Annotated in this window: 17 protein-coding genes; 5 read left to right on the top strand and 12 right to left on the bottom strand. The window is 50.6% G+C overall.

Annotated features, from left to right (window positions below):
- Positions 1 to 29 precede the first annotated feature (29 nt).
- Positions 30 to 977, top strand: a complete 948-nt coding sequence (locus tag KW808_RS01935) for an ABC transporter substrate-binding protein (RefSeq protein ID WP_003863246.1) — start codon at positions 30 to 32, stop codon at positions 975 to 977.
- Positions 978 to 1,082: 105 nt separating this feature from the next.
- Here KW808_RS01935 and KW808_RS01940 read toward each other — a convergent pair whose 3' ends face one another.
- From KW808_RS01940 to KW808_RS01960, 5 genes are all read right to left on the bottom strand, one after another.
- Complete coding sequence (locus KW808_RS01940) at positions 1,083 to 1,583, bottom strand: hypothetical protein (protein WP_003863244.1); 501 nt, start codon at positions 1,581 to 1,583, stop codon at positions 1,083 to 1,085.
- 350 nt (positions 1,584 to 1,933) lie between these two features.
- A complete protein-coding gene (locus tag KW808_RS01945) occupies positions 1,934 to 3,220 on the bottom strand; it encodes a hypothetical protein (RefSeq protein WP_003863242.1) in 1,287 nt (428 codons plus the stop codon).
- Positions 3,220 to 4,602 carry a M1 family metallopeptidase gene (locus KW808_RS01950; RefSeq protein WP_003863239.1) on the bottom strand — a complete coding sequence of 461 codons (1,383 nt, stop codon included), beginning with the start codon at positions 4,600 to 4,602 and terminating at the stop codon, positions 3,220 to 3,222. Before KW808_RS01950 ends, KW808_RS01945 begins: the two co-directional genes overlap by 1 nt.
- A 5-nt stretch (positions 4,603 to 4,607) precedes the next feature.
- The gene (locus tag KW808_RS01955; protein WP_003863236.1) at positions 4,608 to 6,620 is read right to left on the bottom strand and encodes a prolyl oligopeptidase family serine peptidase; all 2,013 of its coding nucleotides are present in this window, start codon (positions 6,618 to 6,620) and stop codon (positions 4,608 to 4,610) included.
- Positions 6,621 to 6,690: 70 nt separating this feature from the next.
- On the bottom strand, positions 6,691 to 7,146 hold the full coding sequence (locus KW808_RS01960; RefSeq protein ID WP_230622886.1) for a hypothetical protein: 456 nt from the start codon (positions 7,144 to 7,146) through the stop codon (positions 6,691 to 6,693).
- A 173-nt stretch (positions 7,147 to 7,319) separates the two neighbouring features.
- On the opposite strand from KW808_RS01960, the gene KW808_RS01965 reads away from it, so the two are divergent.
- Positions 7,320 to 7,625 carry a hypothetical protein gene (locus KW808_RS01965; RefSeq protein WP_003863231.1) on the top strand — a complete coding sequence of 102 codons (306 nt, stop codon included), beginning with the start codon at positions 7,320 to 7,322 and terminating at the stop codon, positions 7,623 to 7,625.
- A 177-nt stretch (positions 7,626 to 7,802) separates the two neighbouring features.
- Here the strand turns inward: KW808_RS01965 and KW808_RS01970 are convergent, their stop codons facing one another.
- The 7 genes from KW808_RS01970 to mytC all read right to left on the bottom strand — a co-directional run bounded on the left by KW808_RS01970 (position 7,803) and on the right by mytC (position 13,959).
- Positions 7,803 to 8,303 carry a hypothetical protein gene (locus tag KW808_RS01970; protein WP_003863230.1) on the bottom strand — a complete coding sequence of 167 codons (501 nt, stop codon included), beginning with the start codon at positions 8,301 to 8,303 and terminating at the stop codon, positions 7,803 to 7,805.
- Between the two features lie 211 nt (positions 8,304 to 8,514).
- Entirely contained in the window at positions 8,515 to 8,997 is a 483-nt protein-coding gene (locus tag KW808_RS01975; RefSeq protein ID WP_003863228.1) for a hypothetical protein, read from the bottom strand.
- Positions 8,998 to 9,337: 340 nt separating this feature from the next.
- Complete coding sequence (locus KW808_RS01980; RefSeq protein WP_003863225.1) at positions 9,338 to 9,613, bottom strand: hypothetical protein; 276 nt, start codon at positions 9,611 to 9,613, stop codon at positions 9,338 to 9,340.
- A gap of 155 nt (positions 9,614 to 9,768) precedes the next feature.
- Positions 9,769 to 10,245: a hypothetical protein gene (locus KW808_RS01985; protein ID WP_003863222.1), complete on the bottom strand. Its 477-nt coding sequence runs from the start codon at positions 10,243 to 10,245 to the stop codon at positions 9,769 to 9,771.
- 338 nt (positions 10,246 to 10,583) lie between these two features.
- Positions 10,584 to 11,117 (bottom strand): excalibur calcium-binding domain-containing protein, encoded by a 534-nt coding sequence (locus KW808_RS01990; RefSeq protein ID WP_034983894.1) that lies wholly within the window; start codon positions 11,115 to 11,117, stop codon positions 10,584 to 10,586.
- Positions 11,118 to 11,618: 501 nt separating this feature from the next.
- Entirely contained in the window at positions 11,619 to 12,713 is a 1,095-nt protein-coding gene (locus tag KW808_RS01995; protein WP_034983511.1) for an FUSC family protein, read from the bottom strand.
- A gap of 148 nt (positions 12,714 to 12,861) precedes the next feature.
- Positions 12,862 to 13,959 (bottom strand): trehalose O-mycolyltransferase MytC, encoded by a 1,098-nt coding sequence (gene mytC / locus KW808_RS02000; protein ID WP_003863216.1) that lies wholly within the window; start codon positions 13,957 to 13,959, stop codon positions 12,862 to 12,864.
- A gap of 564 nt (positions 13,960 to 14,523) precedes the next feature.
- On the opposite strand from mytC, the gene wecB reads away from it, so the two are divergent.
- The 3 genes from wecB to KW808_RS02015 all read left to right on the top strand — a co-directional run bounded on the left by wecB (position 14,524) and on the right by KW808_RS02015 (position 18,779).
- Complete coding sequence (gene wecB / locus KW808_RS02005) at positions 14,524 to 15,720, top strand: non-hydrolyzing UDP-N-acetylglucosamine 2-epimerase (RefSeq protein ID WP_003863215.1); 1,197 nt, start codon at positions 14,524 to 14,526, stop codon at positions 15,718 to 15,720.
- 256 nt (positions 15,721 to 15,976) lie between these two features.
- A complete protein-coding gene (locus KW808_RS02010; RefSeq protein ID WP_034983514.1) occupies positions 15,977 to 17,272 on the top strand; it encodes a glycosyltransferase family 4 protein in 1,296 nt (431 codons plus the stop codon).
- Positions 17,265 to 18,779 carry a glycosyltransferase family 4 protein gene (locus KW808_RS02015; protein ID WP_003863210.1) on the top strand — a complete coding sequence of 505 codons (1,515 nt, stop codon included), beginning with the start codon at positions 17,265 to 17,267 and terminating at the stop codon, positions 18,777 to 18,779. The genes KW808_RS02010 and KW808_RS02015 overlap by 8 nt, the downstream gene beginning before the upstream one ends.
- Positions 18,780 to 18,789 lie beyond the last annotated feature (10 nt).

Raw genomic sequence — 18,789 nt, forward strand, 5'->3', positions numbered from 1 at the left:
AATAATTTGAATTGCAGTAATTTAAGTGAATGCATTTTTGTCTCCTGTCTCTGGCCAAACCTGCCAAAATTGTGGCACCACTCCTCGGCGTTGCACTGCTTCTAAGCTCCTGCTCTTCAACCTCTTCCGATGAAGCAATCCAACCTGAAGTTGCCAGCACTGGATATTCAGTGGAGCACGCAATGGGCACCACCGAAATCCCTGAAAACCCAACGCGTGTGGTCGTCATTGATTCTCCACACCTCGACGCACTTTTGGCTTTGGGAATTACTCCAGTCGGAGCTACGGAATCTGGATCCGAAAATGGATTTCCCACCTACCTGGCAGATGAGCTGAAAGACACCGAATCTGTTGGCCTGACATCTGAGCCAAATTTGGAAAAGATCGCCGCACTGGATCCGGATTTGATCATTGGTGCAAAGGTCCGCCACGAGGCTATTTATGATCAGCTTTCAGACATCGCACCAACCGTGATGTCCGAAGGTTCCGGCACAAACTGGAATGAGCAGGCAGAAATCACTGCGGCAGCAGTAAACAAGTCTGATGAGATGGACAGACTGATCTCAGACTTGGACACCCGTGCCACAGAGCTTGGTGAAGAGATCGGTGCTGACGGACAAACCGCTTCAATGGTTCGATTCCGCACGGACAACTTCAGGCTCTATGGTCCAGAGACCTTCTCTGGTTCAGTTCTGGAACAAGTTGGCTTTGACCTGGGGGAACGTGATTGGAATGAGTACTCCATGATGGAACTCTCCCCGGAAAACTTTGGTCAGATCGATGGCGACCTCATTTTCTACACCATCCCAGGATCTCCTGAAGCAACTACTTATCCGCAGGTGTCAGAGTTGTGGGTAGATTCGCCAGCAGTTCAGCAAGGTAAAACTTACGAGTTTGAGGATGAAACCTGGATGGTCGGCATTGGTGTTCTAGGTGCCAATGAAATCTTGGATGACCTGGAAGAAACTCTGAGCTAGTTTCCTTTAGACCAAGCAACCCCTCGCCGTTGTCCCTCCGCATATTAGGAGAGTCTCGATGACGAGGGGTTCTTCTTATTCGAAGAACTGTCTTCGAAGCACTATCTACTCAAACTCGAATTCGAGCTCAATCTTGGTGTCTTCGTATCGATCTGTATCGAGTTTCTCGGTGAATTCGTGGAGCAGGTCGTTGTAGAAATCAACCGCTTGATCTTCCAACATTTCCCGGTTAGTGGTTACTTGCTCGACGAAGTTCTCTTGGCTCATGATCTCAGAAACTACTTCTGCAGTATCGATATCGTCAGTGCTGAAACTGATCCAACCGTCATCTTCGGCTATGGTCTTAAACTTTAGATCGTCGTATCCGATGAAGATGAACTCAGGGATAGTGATGGAAAGCTTATTGTCACCTGCGGATTTGATTTCAACATCTGAGGCATCGATTCCGAGTTTTCCGGTGTAGCTGTATTGGACGTGCACGGTCTTTTGCGTGCCAGGAATACGTTTTCCACGAATTGTACGTTCAACGGTTTTCTCATGGATTCCAAGTGCTCCGGCGCTGAGAAGTACGATTTCTTCTTCGCGCTGGAGAGCTCTGATGACCATGGAGTCATTGACAGTTGTGCGAGTTGAAGATGATGTCTGTTTACTGCTTTGCGAGTTAATTAGCAGCAAAATACCGCCAGTTATTACACCGATCAGTGCGATTAGCGCGAAGAGCCTAAGAAATAGCCTGTTTGGAAGCACGTGTTTTGCCTTCTATGAATATGGTGGGCATTCAGTCTTCCGCGGTCTTTTTGCTATTAAACTGCAGGTGGTGTGTGGAAACTTAATGCGATATTGAGAGGATGTGTGGAATAGTAGCAACTTGTTTAACAAAGTAACAACTGAACTACCACGTTTTTCATAGGGAATTTTTATCTTGTAAGCAATCGAAATCCCCCAATCAAACCAAACTATCCCGCAGTCAAAATCCGCTTCCGATCCCCACCAATAAACGCACCCATATGCACCAGCAAGCCACACAGTGGGCCAACTATAAGTGCAAGGCCAGCAGCGACGCCCAAATCAAATGGTCCCAGCAAGAATCCGACGGCAACGACAGTGGCAACAACCCATCCGGTGAGATAGATCCCGTGACGTTCAAAGGCGATCGCCGCGCAGCCGGACACCATCAATGAAGCGGTAGTGGTGGCGCCTAAGGTGAGCATCGCCAAGAGCCAGCCGGGGACTGCGAAGAGTTCCTTTTGGAGGACAACGTCCAGGATCCATGGGCCAACTAACCATGCAAGACCAGCTCCAACAAGTCCGACTGCCCACACAATTGCTAATGGACCCGCCAGGGTTTTCAATGGACCGGACGTACCTTTGACAAAACGAACGATGATCGCCGATTGGAATTGTTGCAGCGGAACTAGCAGGGGAGCGCGGGTCAGGATGACGGCGTAGGAAATGGCGGCCATCGAAACCCCTCCTGCAACGGCTGAAGGGTTCGTGAATTTCAGCAGTGTCGGGAAACCAGTAATGAGCACAGCCGTGGCACCGGATGCTGCCATCGCAAGCAGAGCCTGTCGGATGAAAACGCCACGGGGGACATCGGCGACTGAACCCAAAACGGAACGCACCGATCCAAAACACAGCACGATGACCAGCCAGGATATTGATCCCACAACGGTGATGATCAAGAAAGCCAGCAATTGATAGCCCAGCAACCAGGCGGCAACAGCTAAAACCATGCGCACGCCGGTGTCCAAAGAAATCAGCGAGGCATACTCTTTCCACAGCTGGCATCCGGACAGAATGCCGGAGATTGTCGCTTGGATCGCGTAGCTTGCAAGACCCACTGCGAGCAGCCCAACGCCCACACCTTGCAATTCATCCAGCAGCTGGCCGATCCACAGCGGTGCCGAAGCGCCAAGTGCCACTAAAACAATTGCCGCAACCACGAAGCTAAACAAAAACGGCCGAAAACCAACAGGAACCCCAGGAACCCCAGAAACCCCAGAACCAGCACGCCCACCACGAGAACCACCACCAGCACCACCACGAGAACCGGCCGTCACCGCACGAGTCGTCTCCTGCGTCAGGCCGGTCAGCACTCCGGTTCCTGCAAAGAACAGTCCCCAATAGGCGGTGAATTCTTCGGAAAGTTGGCTGGAATCACCAAGGGCCCAGGCGGCGATGATGATGACGACGAACCCGGAGAGACCTGCGATGATTGTGGCCAGCGTCAGATAGCGCACTAGTCCAAACCACCAGAAGGAAACTCCGGCAATTCCAGATCGCGAAGCCATGAGTGCCACACTGCATCTAATGCAGCATGATCGGTGGAAACAGCGTAAAGGTGCCTCTTTAAGTCGCGGGGTTCTACGAGTCCGTGTCGGCCTTCGGATACATATGCTTGAACCGCCTTGAAAAATGCCTCATCGCCAAGCAACACCCGCAACGCATGCACTGTCAATGCACCACGTTTGTACACGCGATCGTCAAACATATCGTGGGCGCCGGGATCCCCAAGCAAGATATCCTTCGGCAGCGCCTCCAGGCCTCGATAAAACTCCAACGCACTTTCCGCAGCGGGCTTAACTCCAGCCGCCTCAAACCAGAGCCATTCGGCGTAGCAGGCGAAACCTTCGTTGAGCCAGATGTCGTTCCATTGTGCGAGGCCGAGTGAGTTGCCGAACCATTGGTGGGAGAGTTCGTGGGCGATGAGTCGTTCCCAGGTTCCTTCACCGGTGGCGTGGTTGGCGCCGAAGCTGGAGAGGCCTTGGGCTTCGAGTGGGATTTCGAGTTCGTCTTCGGTGATGACTACGCGGTAGCTGCGGAATGGGTAGGGGCCGAAGAGTTTTTCGTAGGCGTCGAGCATGTCGACTTGTTTGGCAAAGTCCTCCAAAATCCGAGAACGCAAGGCCGCATCCCCCACAGGCACATACGCCTCCACCACGACGCCCGATTCCGATACTCCCAAACTTACAGTGTCGTATTCGCCGACGTGGACGGCTGCGAGGTAGGTGGCCATGGGTTCGCGGGATTGGTAGTGCCAGGTGGTCATGCTGCCACTGACGTTTTTGGAGATTAAATCACCGGTGATAATGGCGGCGTATCCGTTGTCGGTGTGGAAGTGGACGTCGAAAAGCGCCTTCTCGTCGGGCGTGTCGTCGCAGGGGAACCAGCTTGGCGCGCCGCAGGGCTGGGCGGCGACGAGGGCGCCGTTGTCGAGCTCTTCCCAGCCGATCATGCCCCATTCGCTGCGCAGGGGGCGCGGGTTGCCGCGGTAGCGGATGGTGAGTGAAAATTCCTGGTCAACCGGGATTTGGTTGCGGAAGGTGATGCGTAATTTGCGGCCGGCGTGGCGGAAGCGCGCGACCTGGATGTGGGTGCCGGCGGTGCCTTTGGCGGTGACTTTTTCCACGCGTAGGCTGCCGCCGAAGTCCAGGGTCAGCGCGTCGAGCGCGCGGTAGTTGTCCATGTGCAACGTTGCGGTGCCCATGAGCAGGTTGGGTGCTACGCGGTAGGTGAGATCAAGCTCGTAGCGTCGGATGTGGAAGCCTAAGTTGAAATCAATTCCCGTGTAAGAATCGCGTGTACCAGGGACCGGGGTGGAGCGCAGCCTTCGCATAATCATAGGTATTAAATGCTACCCTGCTGATCCAAAGTCTTCTCGATCCAGGTGTAGATCAGCGATTCCACAAACGCGGTCTGCTTGTTATCCGCCGCGCCGGCATGGCCGCCCTCGGTGTTTTCGTAGTAATCCACGGCCTGGCCAGCATCAAGCAAAGCTTGAGCAAAAAGGCGGGCGTGCGCGGGGTGGACGCGGTCGTCTCGGGTTGAGGTTGTCACCAATGCGGGTGGATAAATTCGCTTCTCGACGCCCACCACCGCCTGCACCGGGGAGTACTGCTCAATCACCGCCCGTTCCTCCGGATTGTCGGGGTTGCCGTACTCCGCCATCCACGAAGCACCCGCTGACCAGGTGTGATAGCGCAACATATCAGCCAATGGCACCTGCACAACTGCCGCACCGAATGCTTCTGGGTACTGAGTTAACGCGCCACTTGTCAGCAAACCACCGTTGGATCCGCCGCGAATCGCAATCTGCTCCGGCGTTGCGTAGCCGCGCTCCACAAGGTCGGCGAGCACCGCGCGGTGATCCTCCCACACTTTCATGCGGTTCAGCTTGGTTGCCTGCGAATGCCATTCCGGACCGAACTCGCCGCCACCACGCAGGTTGGCTTCCACAAAGTAGTAGCCCTTTTCCAACCATGCGATGCCGCGGGTCGGGGAGTGGCTTGGGGTAAGGGAAACCTCGAAGCCGCCGTAGGCATGGACGAGGGTTTTCCGATGGGCTGTCGGATCTGAGAAATGGCCAGTAATAAAGTACGGAATCTTCGTCCCATCCGCCGAGGTCGCCCAATGCTGACGAGTCTCCTGACCAGCATTTTCAAACTGCAACGGCGCCTTCTTCACAGCCTCAAGCGCACCAGGCAGCTCCGCACGCAGCAACGTTGGCGCCTCCGTGAAACTAGCCGCCTGCACCCAGATTTCATCGCCATCCAACGGGGAGGTAGCAACCACATGCGCGGTGACGTGATCGGGAAGCTCCATGCGGGTCGGTTCCGCAACCGGATCAGCGAGCGGCACAGAGACGATTTCCGTCGACACATTATTTAATAAGGTAAGCACCAAGAAATTCTTCGTGGTGGCAAGCCCCTGCAAAGAGGTAGAAGCAGAAGGCTCAAACACTTGATTGAAATCCCGCGCACCGTCCAAGAACGCATCCAACTCCAGGACACCCAAACCACCCGCCGGAATACCCGCATAATCAGTACGGGGATTTACAAACAGCCACTGATTCTTCACGATCACATCGCAATCAGTCGGCACCTCCAGAAGAACCAAACCATCAGCGGTTTCCAGGTAGGTTTCCGAGTTATAGAAATCCAAAGACCGTGAGGCAAAAATCCGCTCAAACCCAGGGGTAGAATCCCGCCACGCATGAGTCGCAACATCCTCACGCGCGCCTTCAAAAAACACTGATGCCTGCTCAATCGGGGTGCCACGCTTCCACTTCACAGCGCGCGCCGGGTAACCCGAATCCGTCAGTGAGCCCTCACCCGTGTCGGTTCCAACAAGCAGCGTGTCCGCATCGATCCACGTCACGCTGGACTTGGCCTCAGGTAGCTCAAAAGCCCCAGCCCCCACGAATTCACGAGTGGCCAGGTCAAACTCCCTAATAACCGTGGCATCCGCACCACCCCGCGACAGCTTAACCAGCGCTAAATCCCGCTCCGGCGAACGCACCACCGCGCCCTTCCATACCCAGTTTTCGCCCTCGGCCTCAGCCAACGCATCCACATCAATTAACACGTCCCACTTAGGCTGCGTACTGTAATAGGACTCCAACGTGGTCGTGCGCCAGACTCCACGCGGATGCTGTGCATCCCGCCAAAAGTTGTACAGCTTCTCCCCGCGCCTGCTCACGTACGCAATACGGTCATCGGTGTCTAACGCCGCCAGCAGCCTGGCTTCCAGGGCATCCTTGGCAGGGCTTTTTAGCTTTTCGACGCTTTCCCCCGACCATTTTTCCGCCCACGCGAGCGCTTCCGGGGTGTCAATATCTTCGAGGAAAGTGTAATCAGTCATGAAGATCAGACTAGTGATCTTTTACCTGGCAGGTTTTTTAAGGCGTCTTCTGCGGACGCCTTCAAATGGATCAGCCGACGTAAACTTGAACCGAGTAGTAGTGGCCGTTTTCAAAATCTACGCGCACTCCGATTTCCCCGGTGTCTTTTTCATCATCAGGATTCAGGAACGATGTGTTTTGTTTGATGATGGCGATTTCGTCATCAATCCTCTCTGGAGGAATTGAATTAGCCACAACATAGAGCCGTTCCGATTCGATGTAATCGGTAAAGAACATGTCATCAAAGAAATACAGCTCGCCATTCACAGCACGCTGATAGTAATCATCTGCAATGGCTTCAGCGTTGTCAGTTTTGGTGCGGCCAGTGGCGATGAAGAACTCTTCCAAACCGTTTTCAAATTCAACAGCCTTTTTATCTCTAGTTTCAGAGAGGCCGCTGCTTCCAAAAGAGCTAGAGCCAAAGCTTAACTCCGCATGAGCCACACCAGCACTCATTGGAGAAATAAGAACGCCAGAAATGAGCACTGCCAGGGCTTTAGTTAAGGATCTTCGCATTGTTAGAGCGTACCTACCACCATGTTGGAGGCGCTAGGCAACAAGAGAGTTTTATGCTTATCGACGCCACCCTCCACCCACCCTTCTGCCCACGCAGGTGCTGCCGTGAGGCTGAAGTGGAAAATCTACTAGGAGGGTATTGCGTGACCGTCCCTGAAAAACTCCCCGAACAGCTTTCTGAACAGGTTTCTGATCAGCCACAACAGCGAAACTATGTAGCCATCGCAGCCTTGACTCTAGCTGTAGTTGGCTTTGTCCTTGCCTGCACCCCGTCGGCTGTATTGGTAGGCCTAATAGCACTAGTGATCGCTTTCTTTATAGCCATTATTTCGCTCTGCATTCCAGGCTGGCCGAAACGCCAAGGAGTGTATGCGTTGGTGCTGTCTGTTGTGGGATTCGCGGTGGGAGTTGTCAAAATCATGGTGATTTTGGAAGACATGATGAGCTGATAAGCCCATCCTTTTGTGTTCCCGATCCAAGGGCACTCAAAAGGATCCACCAGTTTTAGAAAGTAAAAATCCAGTAAATGGAGTTCATTTACTGGATCTACTTATTTGAATCAGGCATCAAACAGAGGATGAAACGCTGGTTTAAAGGTCAGCCTAAACGCCAACCTAGACGCCGATTTAGACGTAGGTTTCAACACCGGCGATGTAGTAGTAATCGCCGAGTTTTCCTACTTCCAAACCAAATTCCTTGTCGGAGTCTTCTGGGTTTTCTTCAGCCCACTTGATGTCTGCTTCGATGTTGTCCAGGATTTCTTGCGCCTGCTCCTCGGTCAGCAGATCGATCCAGTACTCGGTGAGCTTCTCTTCGTCGTAGACATAGAATTTGCCCTCCACGAATTCGAATTCACCAGCAAATGCACGGTTGAGGAGGCCGGTTGCTTCCAATTCCTGATCGGCGTGAAGGACGTGGCCGTTGGCGGCGATGAGTCGTTCGTATGCGACCTCAAGGCGAACTTCTAAAGGCTCAACTTGTGGCTCTTCAGGGCTGGAAGATCCAAAATCGAAGGAGCTGGAGCCGGCGCTGAAGTTAGATTGTGCATGGGCAATGCCAGTTGTTGCGGGGAGGATGAGGGTTCCTGCGATGGCGAGGGCTGCGATTTTACGGGTGATGTTTTGCATGTCTGAATATTAAGCATGTATTAATGTTCGATGCGTAAATACTGAAAGATACTTAATTGCCTACCCCGTTTCGGAGGTATTTTTCACTGTATTTTCTCAGGAAAGCCACAATCGAACGCGCGAAACTTCACTTCCGGGCACCCACGAAAGAACCCCAAAGAACCCTAAAGAACCCCAAACATCCACCAAACATTCACAAGAACTAAAAAGTCTAATTAGTGAATTGGGTTGTAACTAGGTAGTAAGTCCCGTTCTTAACTCCAACAGCCACTCCGAACCTGAAGGGAGCCCCGGAAAAATAGGAGGTAGCTAGTCGCTCGCCGCCGTTGATTCCTTCAAGAAAATCTTGAATTTCTTTTGGAGTAACAGTACTAACCGAGGAAAGTGTGTTGCTGGCAGGGTCAAGTTGTAGGTAACGACCATTGCGTGTAATTGTGTGCCCTTTGATGACGGAACGCAGTAGAAGTTCCGCGCGCATCTCAGCATTGAGGTCTAGTGAGTGGCCTCTGCTTAGCCCGTAGTCCTCAAAGGCTTTCTCAAGTTGAACGGCTACTGGGTCGGAGTCGTGGGACATGCCCAAGTCGAAGGTGCCGGAGCTGAGGCTGGATTGTGCACTTGCGGTTACGGCAGTGGTCGGCAGTAGAAGGGAGCTTGCGATAATGGTGGCTGCAACCGTGCGAACAATGTTTTTCATGCTTAGAGCATAAATTAGTTCAGCATTATTGGCAGGGGGACCGCAAAAGCGTCAAAAGATTTTTGCTTTTCGACGCCACCCTCCGGCACAACCGCCCCGTTAAAACTTAGCCACCAATGATTGGGCTAGTTCCGCCGCTGGTTTCTTTCTGAACAATCGCCACGTAGTAAAGATCGCCTTCTTGGGCGACTGAAACACCAAAGTCGGCCACATTGTTTTCAGGGGCTTCCTGAGCATCGCGTACTGCTGTGGAAAGCTGTGACAGAAAGTCGTCTGCTTGTTCCTCGGTGAATACTTTGACCAGGTAACGGGAGCTGTCGATGAAATTGAATTCTTCGTACTAGCCTTCAATGATTGGAAGTTCATTGTTGAGCGCCTGCTGGAGCAGTTCGGTGGCCTTGTCTTCTTCGGTCTGGTTTAGCTTTTGGCCGTATGCTTCGCCCAGGCGCTCGAAGCCTTTCTCCAGTCGAGTGGTGGTGGGAAGATCGGCGGTGGATGATCCCGTGTCGAAGGAGCCGAAGCCGAAGCTGGATTGTGCGTTCGCGACAGCCGCAGTTGGTAGGAGCAGCGCGCCGGCAACGGCGAAGGTTACAAATTTACGGGTTAGGTTCTGCATTCCTAAATAATAACTATGTGCATTTTAATTCGCTGTCCTAGGTCATACCTGCCCTGGATATCTGGTGGAAGGCCCAAAAAAAGATTGCTTTTCGACGTCCCCCTCCACAACCCTCCACCCACGAAAATTCAGACCCTAACCGATCTGTTTGCGAGCTAAAGCGCTACGTGCACAATGTAGTAGTACTGGCGATCTTTGCCGGAGGCTACACCAATCTGAATCAGGTCCTCATTGGGGTAAATTTCCAGATCTGCATAAACGATCTCAAGAATCGACAGCTCAAAATCAAGGTCATCACTGCTGATTTGATCAACGGAGGCGTAGTGGATCCCCGGAGAATTTTGTTCCACGTAGGAGCCATTCTCGAACACTAATTCGCCGCGTAAAGCGCGTTGTAAAAGATCGTCAGCTTTAGCCTGTGCCAGTAGATTTAGCTCGTGGCCTAGGGCTAAAAAGACCTTCTTGTAAAGCTCTGTGTATCTAAGTGATTTTGCATCTTGATTGATGTTGGTTTCTACCGAGCTGGAGCCTGAAACGAAGCTTGATTGGGCGTGTGCGATGCCCTGGGTGCCCGCAAAGATTATCGATAGGGATAAAGCGGTGGAGATGAGTCGTTTATTGGAAACTTTCATAATTAGATATTGATCGAAATATGGTGATTGGCCTGCCTAAATGTGGGAGCTCTTGTAACTACGCCACTTATGTTTCGTGGACATTGCTGATTTGCTATTGCTTACTCGAGCGCGTGATTATTTCAAGAAGCATTTTCTTGGATTTGTTTATGCTCTGAACGGCACTGAAACAGGGTGCGCACGAGTTTCAATATTCAGCCATCGAATAGGCAGCTTAAAATTACATATGAGGCGGTGAGTTTACTCAACTCACCGCCTTAAAAGGTTTAGATCAAGGGACTCATGACCTCCGAGGCCCTAAGAGTCTTCGCAACTCCCGAAGATCCCCAAAACCCAAACTACCTAGGGCGTGATTCGCAGCCAATGCCGTCGCGGTCGCGGTCGAGGTGTGTGCCGTAGCCTGGATCGCTTTGGCGGATAGACCTTCCCAGGACGTTCCATACTTCGGTGCAGTTTTTGTAGGTGCGGTTGGTCTGTACTGGGGCTGGAGCAGGCGCGACAGCCTGGGGTGCGACGGCCTGAGGTGCAGGAGCGGGCGCAGGTGCTGGGGCAACTGGCTGAGGTGCCAATGCTGGGAGATTTGGAATGATTCCTGGTAGGGGATTTGGGATCATGCGCTGTTGTACTGCCCAGTGCACACCACCTGCGATAAGTCCGCCGACTGCAGCGATAGCTGCGATACCGAAGATGATGTCCCGGTTGGAGATGTCAGAATCTTCGGAATCCTCTGAACTTCCTGAGCTTGTGCCGCTGCTTAGCTCAGATGACACGGAGGCGTCAGTGTCTGTATCCACGGTTTGCGCCTGCACTGGTGAGATGGCGGAAAAGGCGATCGCGGTGGTCGCGAGCATGGTGATGAGGGTTTTACGCATGCCAATCATCTTGGCACCAGCTGTCAAAATTATTACTATTTTCTGTCAGTGCTCCCCTTTTTTCGGGTGTATAGGAGGTGCTATTTTCCAGGCGCCTAGCGAGCAGGCGCCCCGTTAAGCTATATGCCCGGTGTAAGCTTTTTGCTTATCGACGCCCCCCTCAACGACAATCCACCCAGCCCCAATGCAACTTTAATTAGATGCCAACCTCATTATATTTATCTCGCGGGGAGCCGAAATTAGGTTGGGTTGGATGAAAACGCTTTACGCACATTGCCACCGGCTGTTCATTATCTATGCAAGATCGATTTAATTTAAAAACCTTAGGATGAAGTTGAATCGGAGTGTTTATAACTGGCTGGGATAGTGCCAGACCCCGGCAACTGTGATGTGGCTGATTGGTTACCAAACACTCTTGTTCAGAAGCTTTTGGGCTAAAAGAGAGTTGTGTAATGCCACTTTCACACACAGGTGTGAGTGCTGTAAATGATTACGGGGAATTTAACTATTATGCTCTTTATCTTCCGCTTTTCTGGTGGCCACAGCATCATCGACAAGCGCAGAAAGGTGAAACAAACTGGTGAGGAGAGAACCATAGATAGGCCACTTCTTTGAAGTTAATTGTTGATCCTCACTCATCTCACTTGAAAGTTTAGAGAGCCGGTCGCGGATAGGATCTATTTCCTGATTCGGATCTGCGAGTAAAGCTCCGGCATCGTGCATAAGGTATACCCACTGTTGCTGGAATACTGGATCCCAATCGGAATCTATATTCGGGGTATCACGAAGAGTACGGGCAAGGTGGCGTAAATGAGCGATCCCTTCATCAATGCGGGTGAGGTTTGATTCATAACTTGTGTCCGTAGGCTGGGGGCGGCCCTCTCGGATGCGGATTTTACGAGGATTAACCCGACGACTTTCGCGAGCGAACCGCACGGAGTGCCACGCTTTTTCTAGGTCATTGTTAATAGAATTAATTTCTTCCAGCCACTCATCTGCATTGTCGATATTCCACTTTTCTGCAAGCTCATCGGCCATTTTTTGTAAAACCTCACCCATCCTCCGATCTAAGCTTCCTACCACCATGTTTGCCTCCTGGTCGCGTAAGGGAGGAAAGATGATGAGGTTGATGGCTATGGCAACAGCCACGCCGAGCAGGATCTCTAAAATACGGTCGTATAGAAGGGGTTGTTGATCATCAAACCCGGAGGCAAGAAGAAAAATGGATGTAGTAGCAATCCCTATTCCTTCCGCGCGGAGCTTTGGTACTCGTGCACCTATTAATCCTATGACCATTGCAAGGCCGAAAGTCCACACATTGACGTCTAAGTAAGTGCCTATGACAAAGGAAAGTCCAACTCCGATGACAGAAGCAATTGCAGTCTGAATTCCACTGATAAAGGTGTGGTAGACGGTGAATTGCATCGTCATCAACGCTACCCAGGGAGCTAAAAAGGGTAGTTGGGAGTGGAGGAGGTTAACCGAAATCCACCATGTGACTGTCGCAGCAAGTGCTGATTTAAAAACCTGCAGTGCATCTGATTGGACTGCGGGTGAGCGAATTTTTTCCATTAATGGGGTGGTTCTTTCAGCCACGAGTCTCCCTTCGACGGGGATGGTTTCACAGAAGCCTATCCGAGTTCCCGTAGAAAAGGGCGAGCCTAGTATGACGAGGCAATAAAGATGGCAAAACCGGCTGCCTTCTATACACAAAAGGCAGCCGGTTTTAATGTTAAATCTGTTTCTAGGCCTCTAACTCAAATGCGCGAGCGAAGGTATCCCATGAGCCGCGGAGGTCATCCTGCCACCAGCCCCATGAGTGGGTGCCGGTTGGGCGGAGGTTCCAGTCGGCTGGGATTCCTGCGGAATCAAGCTTCGCCTTGAGATCATGGGTGCACTTGTTGGTGGCAGCCTCGATGATTCCACCGGTGAGGACGGTTTCTGCCATTGCAACGGACTGTACCTGCTGGTTGAGTCCTTCGAAGCGTGGGCTGTCTACGGACTCCCACTTGCCGGCGAGGCCGGATGCGTTGGAGACATACAGTTCAGTTCCGCGCAGCTTATCCGAGTTGATCAGTGCGTCGTTGTAGATGTTGTATTCGCCACCACGTGGTCCCCACATCTGTTCTGGGGTTGCGTTACCGCGGTCAAGGGTGAGCTTGAGGTATTCCCATGGAAGCAGGCTGGAGGTCGCTGCGCATCCGGAGAATGATGCTGCTGCGTCGTAGAAGCCTGGGTAGTGCTGAGGGAAGATTAGGGAAGTGGTTGCAGACATGGACATGCCAGCGATTGCGCGCTGTCCGTCAGCGTTGAGCTTTTCTTCCAATGGTCCTGGGAGTTCCTTCACGAGGAAGGTTTCCCACATCTGCTTGCCACCGAGGTTGGCGTTTTCTTCTATCCAGTCGGTGTAGTAAGAGAACTTGCCCTCCATTGGGATGACAACGTTGACGTTCTTGTCCAGGTAGTAGTCAAGAGCGTCGGTCTGCATGACCCAGTTAGCTGCGCCTTCGCCGCCGTCGCCACCGTTGAGCAGGTAGATAACTGGACGAGGTCCTGCGGACTCATCTGCAGTGATAACTACCAGAGGAATATCGCGATCCATGGAAGGGGAGTAAGCCCACATTTCCTTCACGCGCTCGTCTGCTTCGTTGACGTATGCACGCCAGCGAGGTGCAGAGGCTTCATCTGCAGGAGCACTATCGGAGATGGTGGATAGTGGAGTATCACCAGCAACGTCTGCTGGGGTTACTTCGGTAGCGCCTGCGGTGGATGGCGTGACAATGGTGGACATCGCAATTCCCAGCGCGATGGCTGGTGCAGCGATGCGGCGAAGAAGCTTCATACGTCTTTCCCTCGTGAACTTGTGGTTGGTAGCCCTGGCATTACCTATATGGGGTAAATACGGGACTGCAGGGCGAAAACCCACTAATCGACAATATAAACCAAAGTTGGGCTAACAGCCCGTTGCACACCGCATCTAGGAACAGATTGTGGCGCACCTTTCATTTACATCGAGAACTCAAGCAACAACGTTAACAGGCGGATCCGGATTTCGGAATCGATAACTCAAAAAAATGCGTTCACACTAATACCAGGTTGCAAAATGAAGTTACTGAAAGTGAGAGGTTTTGCTCCGGTGCAGGGTTTATGGCAAAAAGGTTGGAATCCACTGAAGGAAGTTAGCATTTCCGCTGCATGAGGGGTGAATCCGAAAAACCCATAACTGGACAGTGAATTCAATCTGTTATTTTCTTGACAGGAGATATGTTGCTAACGTGGCTTTAATTGAATGATTAAAGGCCTGCTGGTTGCGTGTGATGAGCTTCCGGGTCATTTTATTTTGCTCTAAAAAGCTCTTAAAAGAAGGTAAGGCTTCTTTGTGGGTTAAATCTGGATTGGATAATTAATGCGCAAGCCAAAAATTATGACGGTGTATGGAACTCGGCCTGAAGCTATCAAAGTTGCACCCGTAATTAAAGCCCTTGAACAAGACGAACGATTTGAATCGGTTGCAGTTTCCACTGGCCAGCATAAAGAGATGCTGGATCAGGTAAATGACATGTTCAGTATTAAACCTGCATACGATTTAGGGTTGATGAACAAAGTCTCCACTTTGAGCGGAGTTGTATCAAAAGCGCTCGAAGGCCTTGACGAAATTATTGAAGCAGAGAATCCTGACGTAATTATCTCTCAAGGAGATACCTCCACAGCGATGTCAGCAGCGCTGGCAGGCTTCCATCGCGAGGTCAAGATTGTTCACCTTGAAGCGGGGCTGCGTACAGGTAACATCCATTCCCCATTCCCTGAAGAGGCAAATCGTCGGATTATCGGGCAAGTCTCTGAACTGCATTTAGCACCGACTGAAATATCAAGAGAAAACTTACGACGAGAAAACTTCCGCAGCGCAGATACTGTCGTTGTGGGAAACACCGTCATCGATGCATTGCTTGAAGCTGCCACATGGGAAACCACATTCGAGGATCAGCGACTTAATGACTTAGTGGAGTCGGATCAACGAATTGTGCTTGTGACCACCCACCGTCGTGAGAATTTGACCGCAATGTCGGAAATTGGTGGAGCTGTACAGCAACTGGCTGAAGCGTATCCTGATGTGATTTTTGCACTCCCACTTCACCTAAATCCCAAGGTGCGAGATATCGTTCTACCAAAAGTAGATACTCTTCCAAACGTGATTATCACTGATCCTCTCCCATACGATCAGTTCACCAAATTGATGGCGTCATCGACGTTGGTTTTGACTGACTCTGGTGGAGTCCAGGAGGAAGCGCCGGCGTTTGGAAAGCCTGTTCTGTGTATGCGCGAAAACACAGAGCGGCCGGAAGCAGTTTTAGCAGGAACGGTAAAGCTCGTGGGCACTAATCAAGCGCGGATCATCACTGAAACCAGGCTGTTGCTAGATGACCCAACCGCATTTAGTGCTATGGCTCAAGCTATCAATCCCTATGGTGACGGTAAAGCTGCAGAACGCTCAGTTGCCGCGATTGCAGCATTACTTGGTGTTGGAGAGCGTCTCCCTGATTTTCAGCCAGAGAAACCTATCGAACCAGGTTTGGATGAGCCACGGTTAAGCGAACAATTATAGAAATCGAAAGTGATTCCCGATCAGACCGTCCGCCTACTGCTCTAATGGTTTAATGAGGTGGAACTGGTGACAGCTTGGTCGCCATTGATCGTCAATACAGAGTTTGTTACTTGGCAAAATCATCATAAAGCTAATTGGCAATTCGAAGTCCATTTCGCACTTTTGTGACTCAAAGTAGCAAGCTCTTCTTTCTGGGAATACACTGAACAAGTTTTAATCGGAATTAAGAGCTTCAATCTCAGATCGGCGTTGAAAGATGAAAATCCTAGTGTTATCGCAGTATTGGTACCCTGAAAACGGTGTTCATCAACGGCGCTGGTCGTGGCTTTCAAAATTATCAGTCGAAGCTGGGCATGAAGTGACAGTAATTTGCCCAGTTCCTTATCATGAGCGAAAGACAAGTTTTTGGAGTTGGCTATGCTCTGTTAAGGACCTTCGAAATACTCACGAGACGGGTCCTTCCGGGGAAACTATCATTCGTTCAGGGCATATGCCTGGTGGTCAATCGATTACCGCAAAAGCTTTTAATCAGGGGGGCGTTGCATTGGCAATGCTGAAAGAGGCTTTCTCTCAAAAAATGCAGAGAAATTTTGTTAGACCTAATTTAATTATCGGTACAGTTCCATCAGTTCCAACCGCTTTAATTACTCCAATTATTGCAAGGATTTTTAGTGTCCCTTATGTCATTGATTTGCGAGATCCGTGGCCAGATCTTTTTAGTGAAGGCAGGAGTTGGAATTCAGGAAATGGCAAAGCTTCAGTTAGACAACGAATTTTGAGTTCGGGTCCGCTTCAACTCGTGAGTATCGTGGTTTCTTGGTTGATGTATAGATCATTCAAATCGGCAGCGGGGATTATGTTTACCTCAAAGCGACACGAATCTGAGCTGCTTGATCGGGAAGAGCTGCGTGGTATTCCACTGAAAACAGCTGTCATTCGCAATGTATTTCCTCCTAAATCACGAGCTTTAAGAACTAAACACATTGATGAAGGCAAGAAGGAACTCAATGTGCTCTATGCGGGAACTCTCGGTAGAGCTCAGAACCTAAATAATGTCCTGGATGCGCTAAAAATAGCCAGAGAAAAAGGTAACCTAATTAGTATTCGCCTGGTTGGTGCCGGAGTGAATAGTTCAGAGCTGCGGAAGAGGATAAAGGAAGAAAATCTTCCTGCTAAAGTTCTAGGAAGAGTGCCAGCGGAAGAGCTTTTGGAACATTATTCGTGGGCAGATACTGCATTGGTGCATTTGACGGATTGGAAATCGCTCGAGCTAGCTGTACCCAGTAAAATCTACGAATTAATGTCAAACAAGATCCATATATCCGGAGTGCTTAGAGGCGAGTCTGCCGAATTAATTGAACGGTTGAATTGCGGACATGTTGTAGAGCCCGAAAACCCAGATGCTTTGGCGGATTATTGGGAACGATTAATAGAGGACAGGTCACGGTTGGCTGTCTCTGAAGATTCGTCTATTTGGGTGGAAGAACAACGCAATGAAGTGGTTCCAAAGGTTTTTATGAGTTTTTTGAATGAATTAGGAACAAATGACTAGTTCTTTAAGGAACATCAGGCTTCTTGCTTCGATTATTTATCAGATGATGCGGGAAGATCCCGAAGTATTTATCGTCAAGTTGGCAGAGCGTCTTCGTCAAGTAGGAATTCCGGGGTTAAAAAAATCTATTCGCTCTGTACCTCGGATTGAGCCAGAAAGAATTGCAGATTATGGAGAGTTAAGTGTAGCGCTTTCAATGGTTTCTGCTGATCCGCATCGATTTGGGTGGAAAGGAAAACGATTAGCAGATCGTTTGACGCAACAGATTCAGGTGCTAAACATCCGTCCTCCAGTGTCCACACAGCATCAGAGGCCCAATGTTGGAGCTTCTATTTTGTATCTGTTAACCAATTCTTTTCCCTACACGAATTCTGGTTACACTCAACGAAGCCATCAGGCTCTCCTGACGATGAAGGCAGCAGGTATTCCTGTATTCGCTGTTACCAGGTTGGCTTATCCGTTGGATATCGGAAAGATGCCCCAAAAAAGTATTGAATCCGTTGATTCTATTCGCTATCATCGTCTACTCCCTAACAGATACCCCAAAACGACGAAAGAACGTTATGAGAGATCTGTCACGATGCTGACCAATCTCGCTAAAGATAAAGGTGCAGCTGCGATCCATACGACAACTAATTATCTGAATGCGATCGTCGCAAGTCGTGTAGCAAGGAATCTTCAAATACCATGGATATATGAGGTTCGCGGAGAATTTGAGAAGACTTGGTTGGCTTCTTTACCTCTGGAAGCTCAGGAACAAGCTAAAATTTCTGAGTATTACGATCTAATTCAACAGCAGGAGATTCAGTATGCCATAGCTGCAGACGCAGTGGTTGTGCTCAGCGAAATCGCTAAGGATCAGTTGATTGATCGAGGGGTCTCACCAGACAAAATCTCGGTTATCCCTAACGCAGTTGATCCAAACTTGCTCGAATTGGACTTTGATAAGGAAGACATCCGCCGTGAGCTTGGACTTCCAACTAGCAAAACACTAGTTGGGAGTGTCAGCTCGATAGTGGAGTACGAAGGTTTTGATGTTCTCATTCATGCACTCCAAGAACTTCCAGAGGAATGCACGATGGTCTTGGTCGGGGAGGGTACTGCGCGCCCAGGGCTGGAGATGTTGGTCAAGTCGGAAGGTCTCGAAGACCGGGTCATCTTCACTGGGAGAAAGCCATCGGAGACCATCTGGAAATGGTATGCGGCGCTCGACGTCTTCGTGGTTCCACGTCATGATATTCCAGTTTGCAGAACTGTCACACCGATCAAAGCATTGACTGCTCAAGCACTGGGAATCCCAGTGGTTGCAAGTGATCTTCCTGCACTGCGTGAAATTACGGGTGGAGTGGCAAGCTACGTTTGTGCGGATGATCCTTCTCAATTAGCACAAGGAATCATGTGTGCTTCAGATGGTTCTGAGGGGCGTGAATGGGCAGCCAGAAGGTCATGGATTTCGATGGAAAAAGCCTATATTCAGCTCTACCGCACTCTTGGAATCGGGTTTTAGTTTTTTAAGA

Source organism: [Brevibacterium] flavum (genome assembly GCF_019317305.1).
Taxonomy (GTDB): Bacteria; Actinomycetota; Actinomycetes; order Mycobacteriales; family Mycobacteriaceae; genus Corynebacterium; species Corynebacterium glutamicum.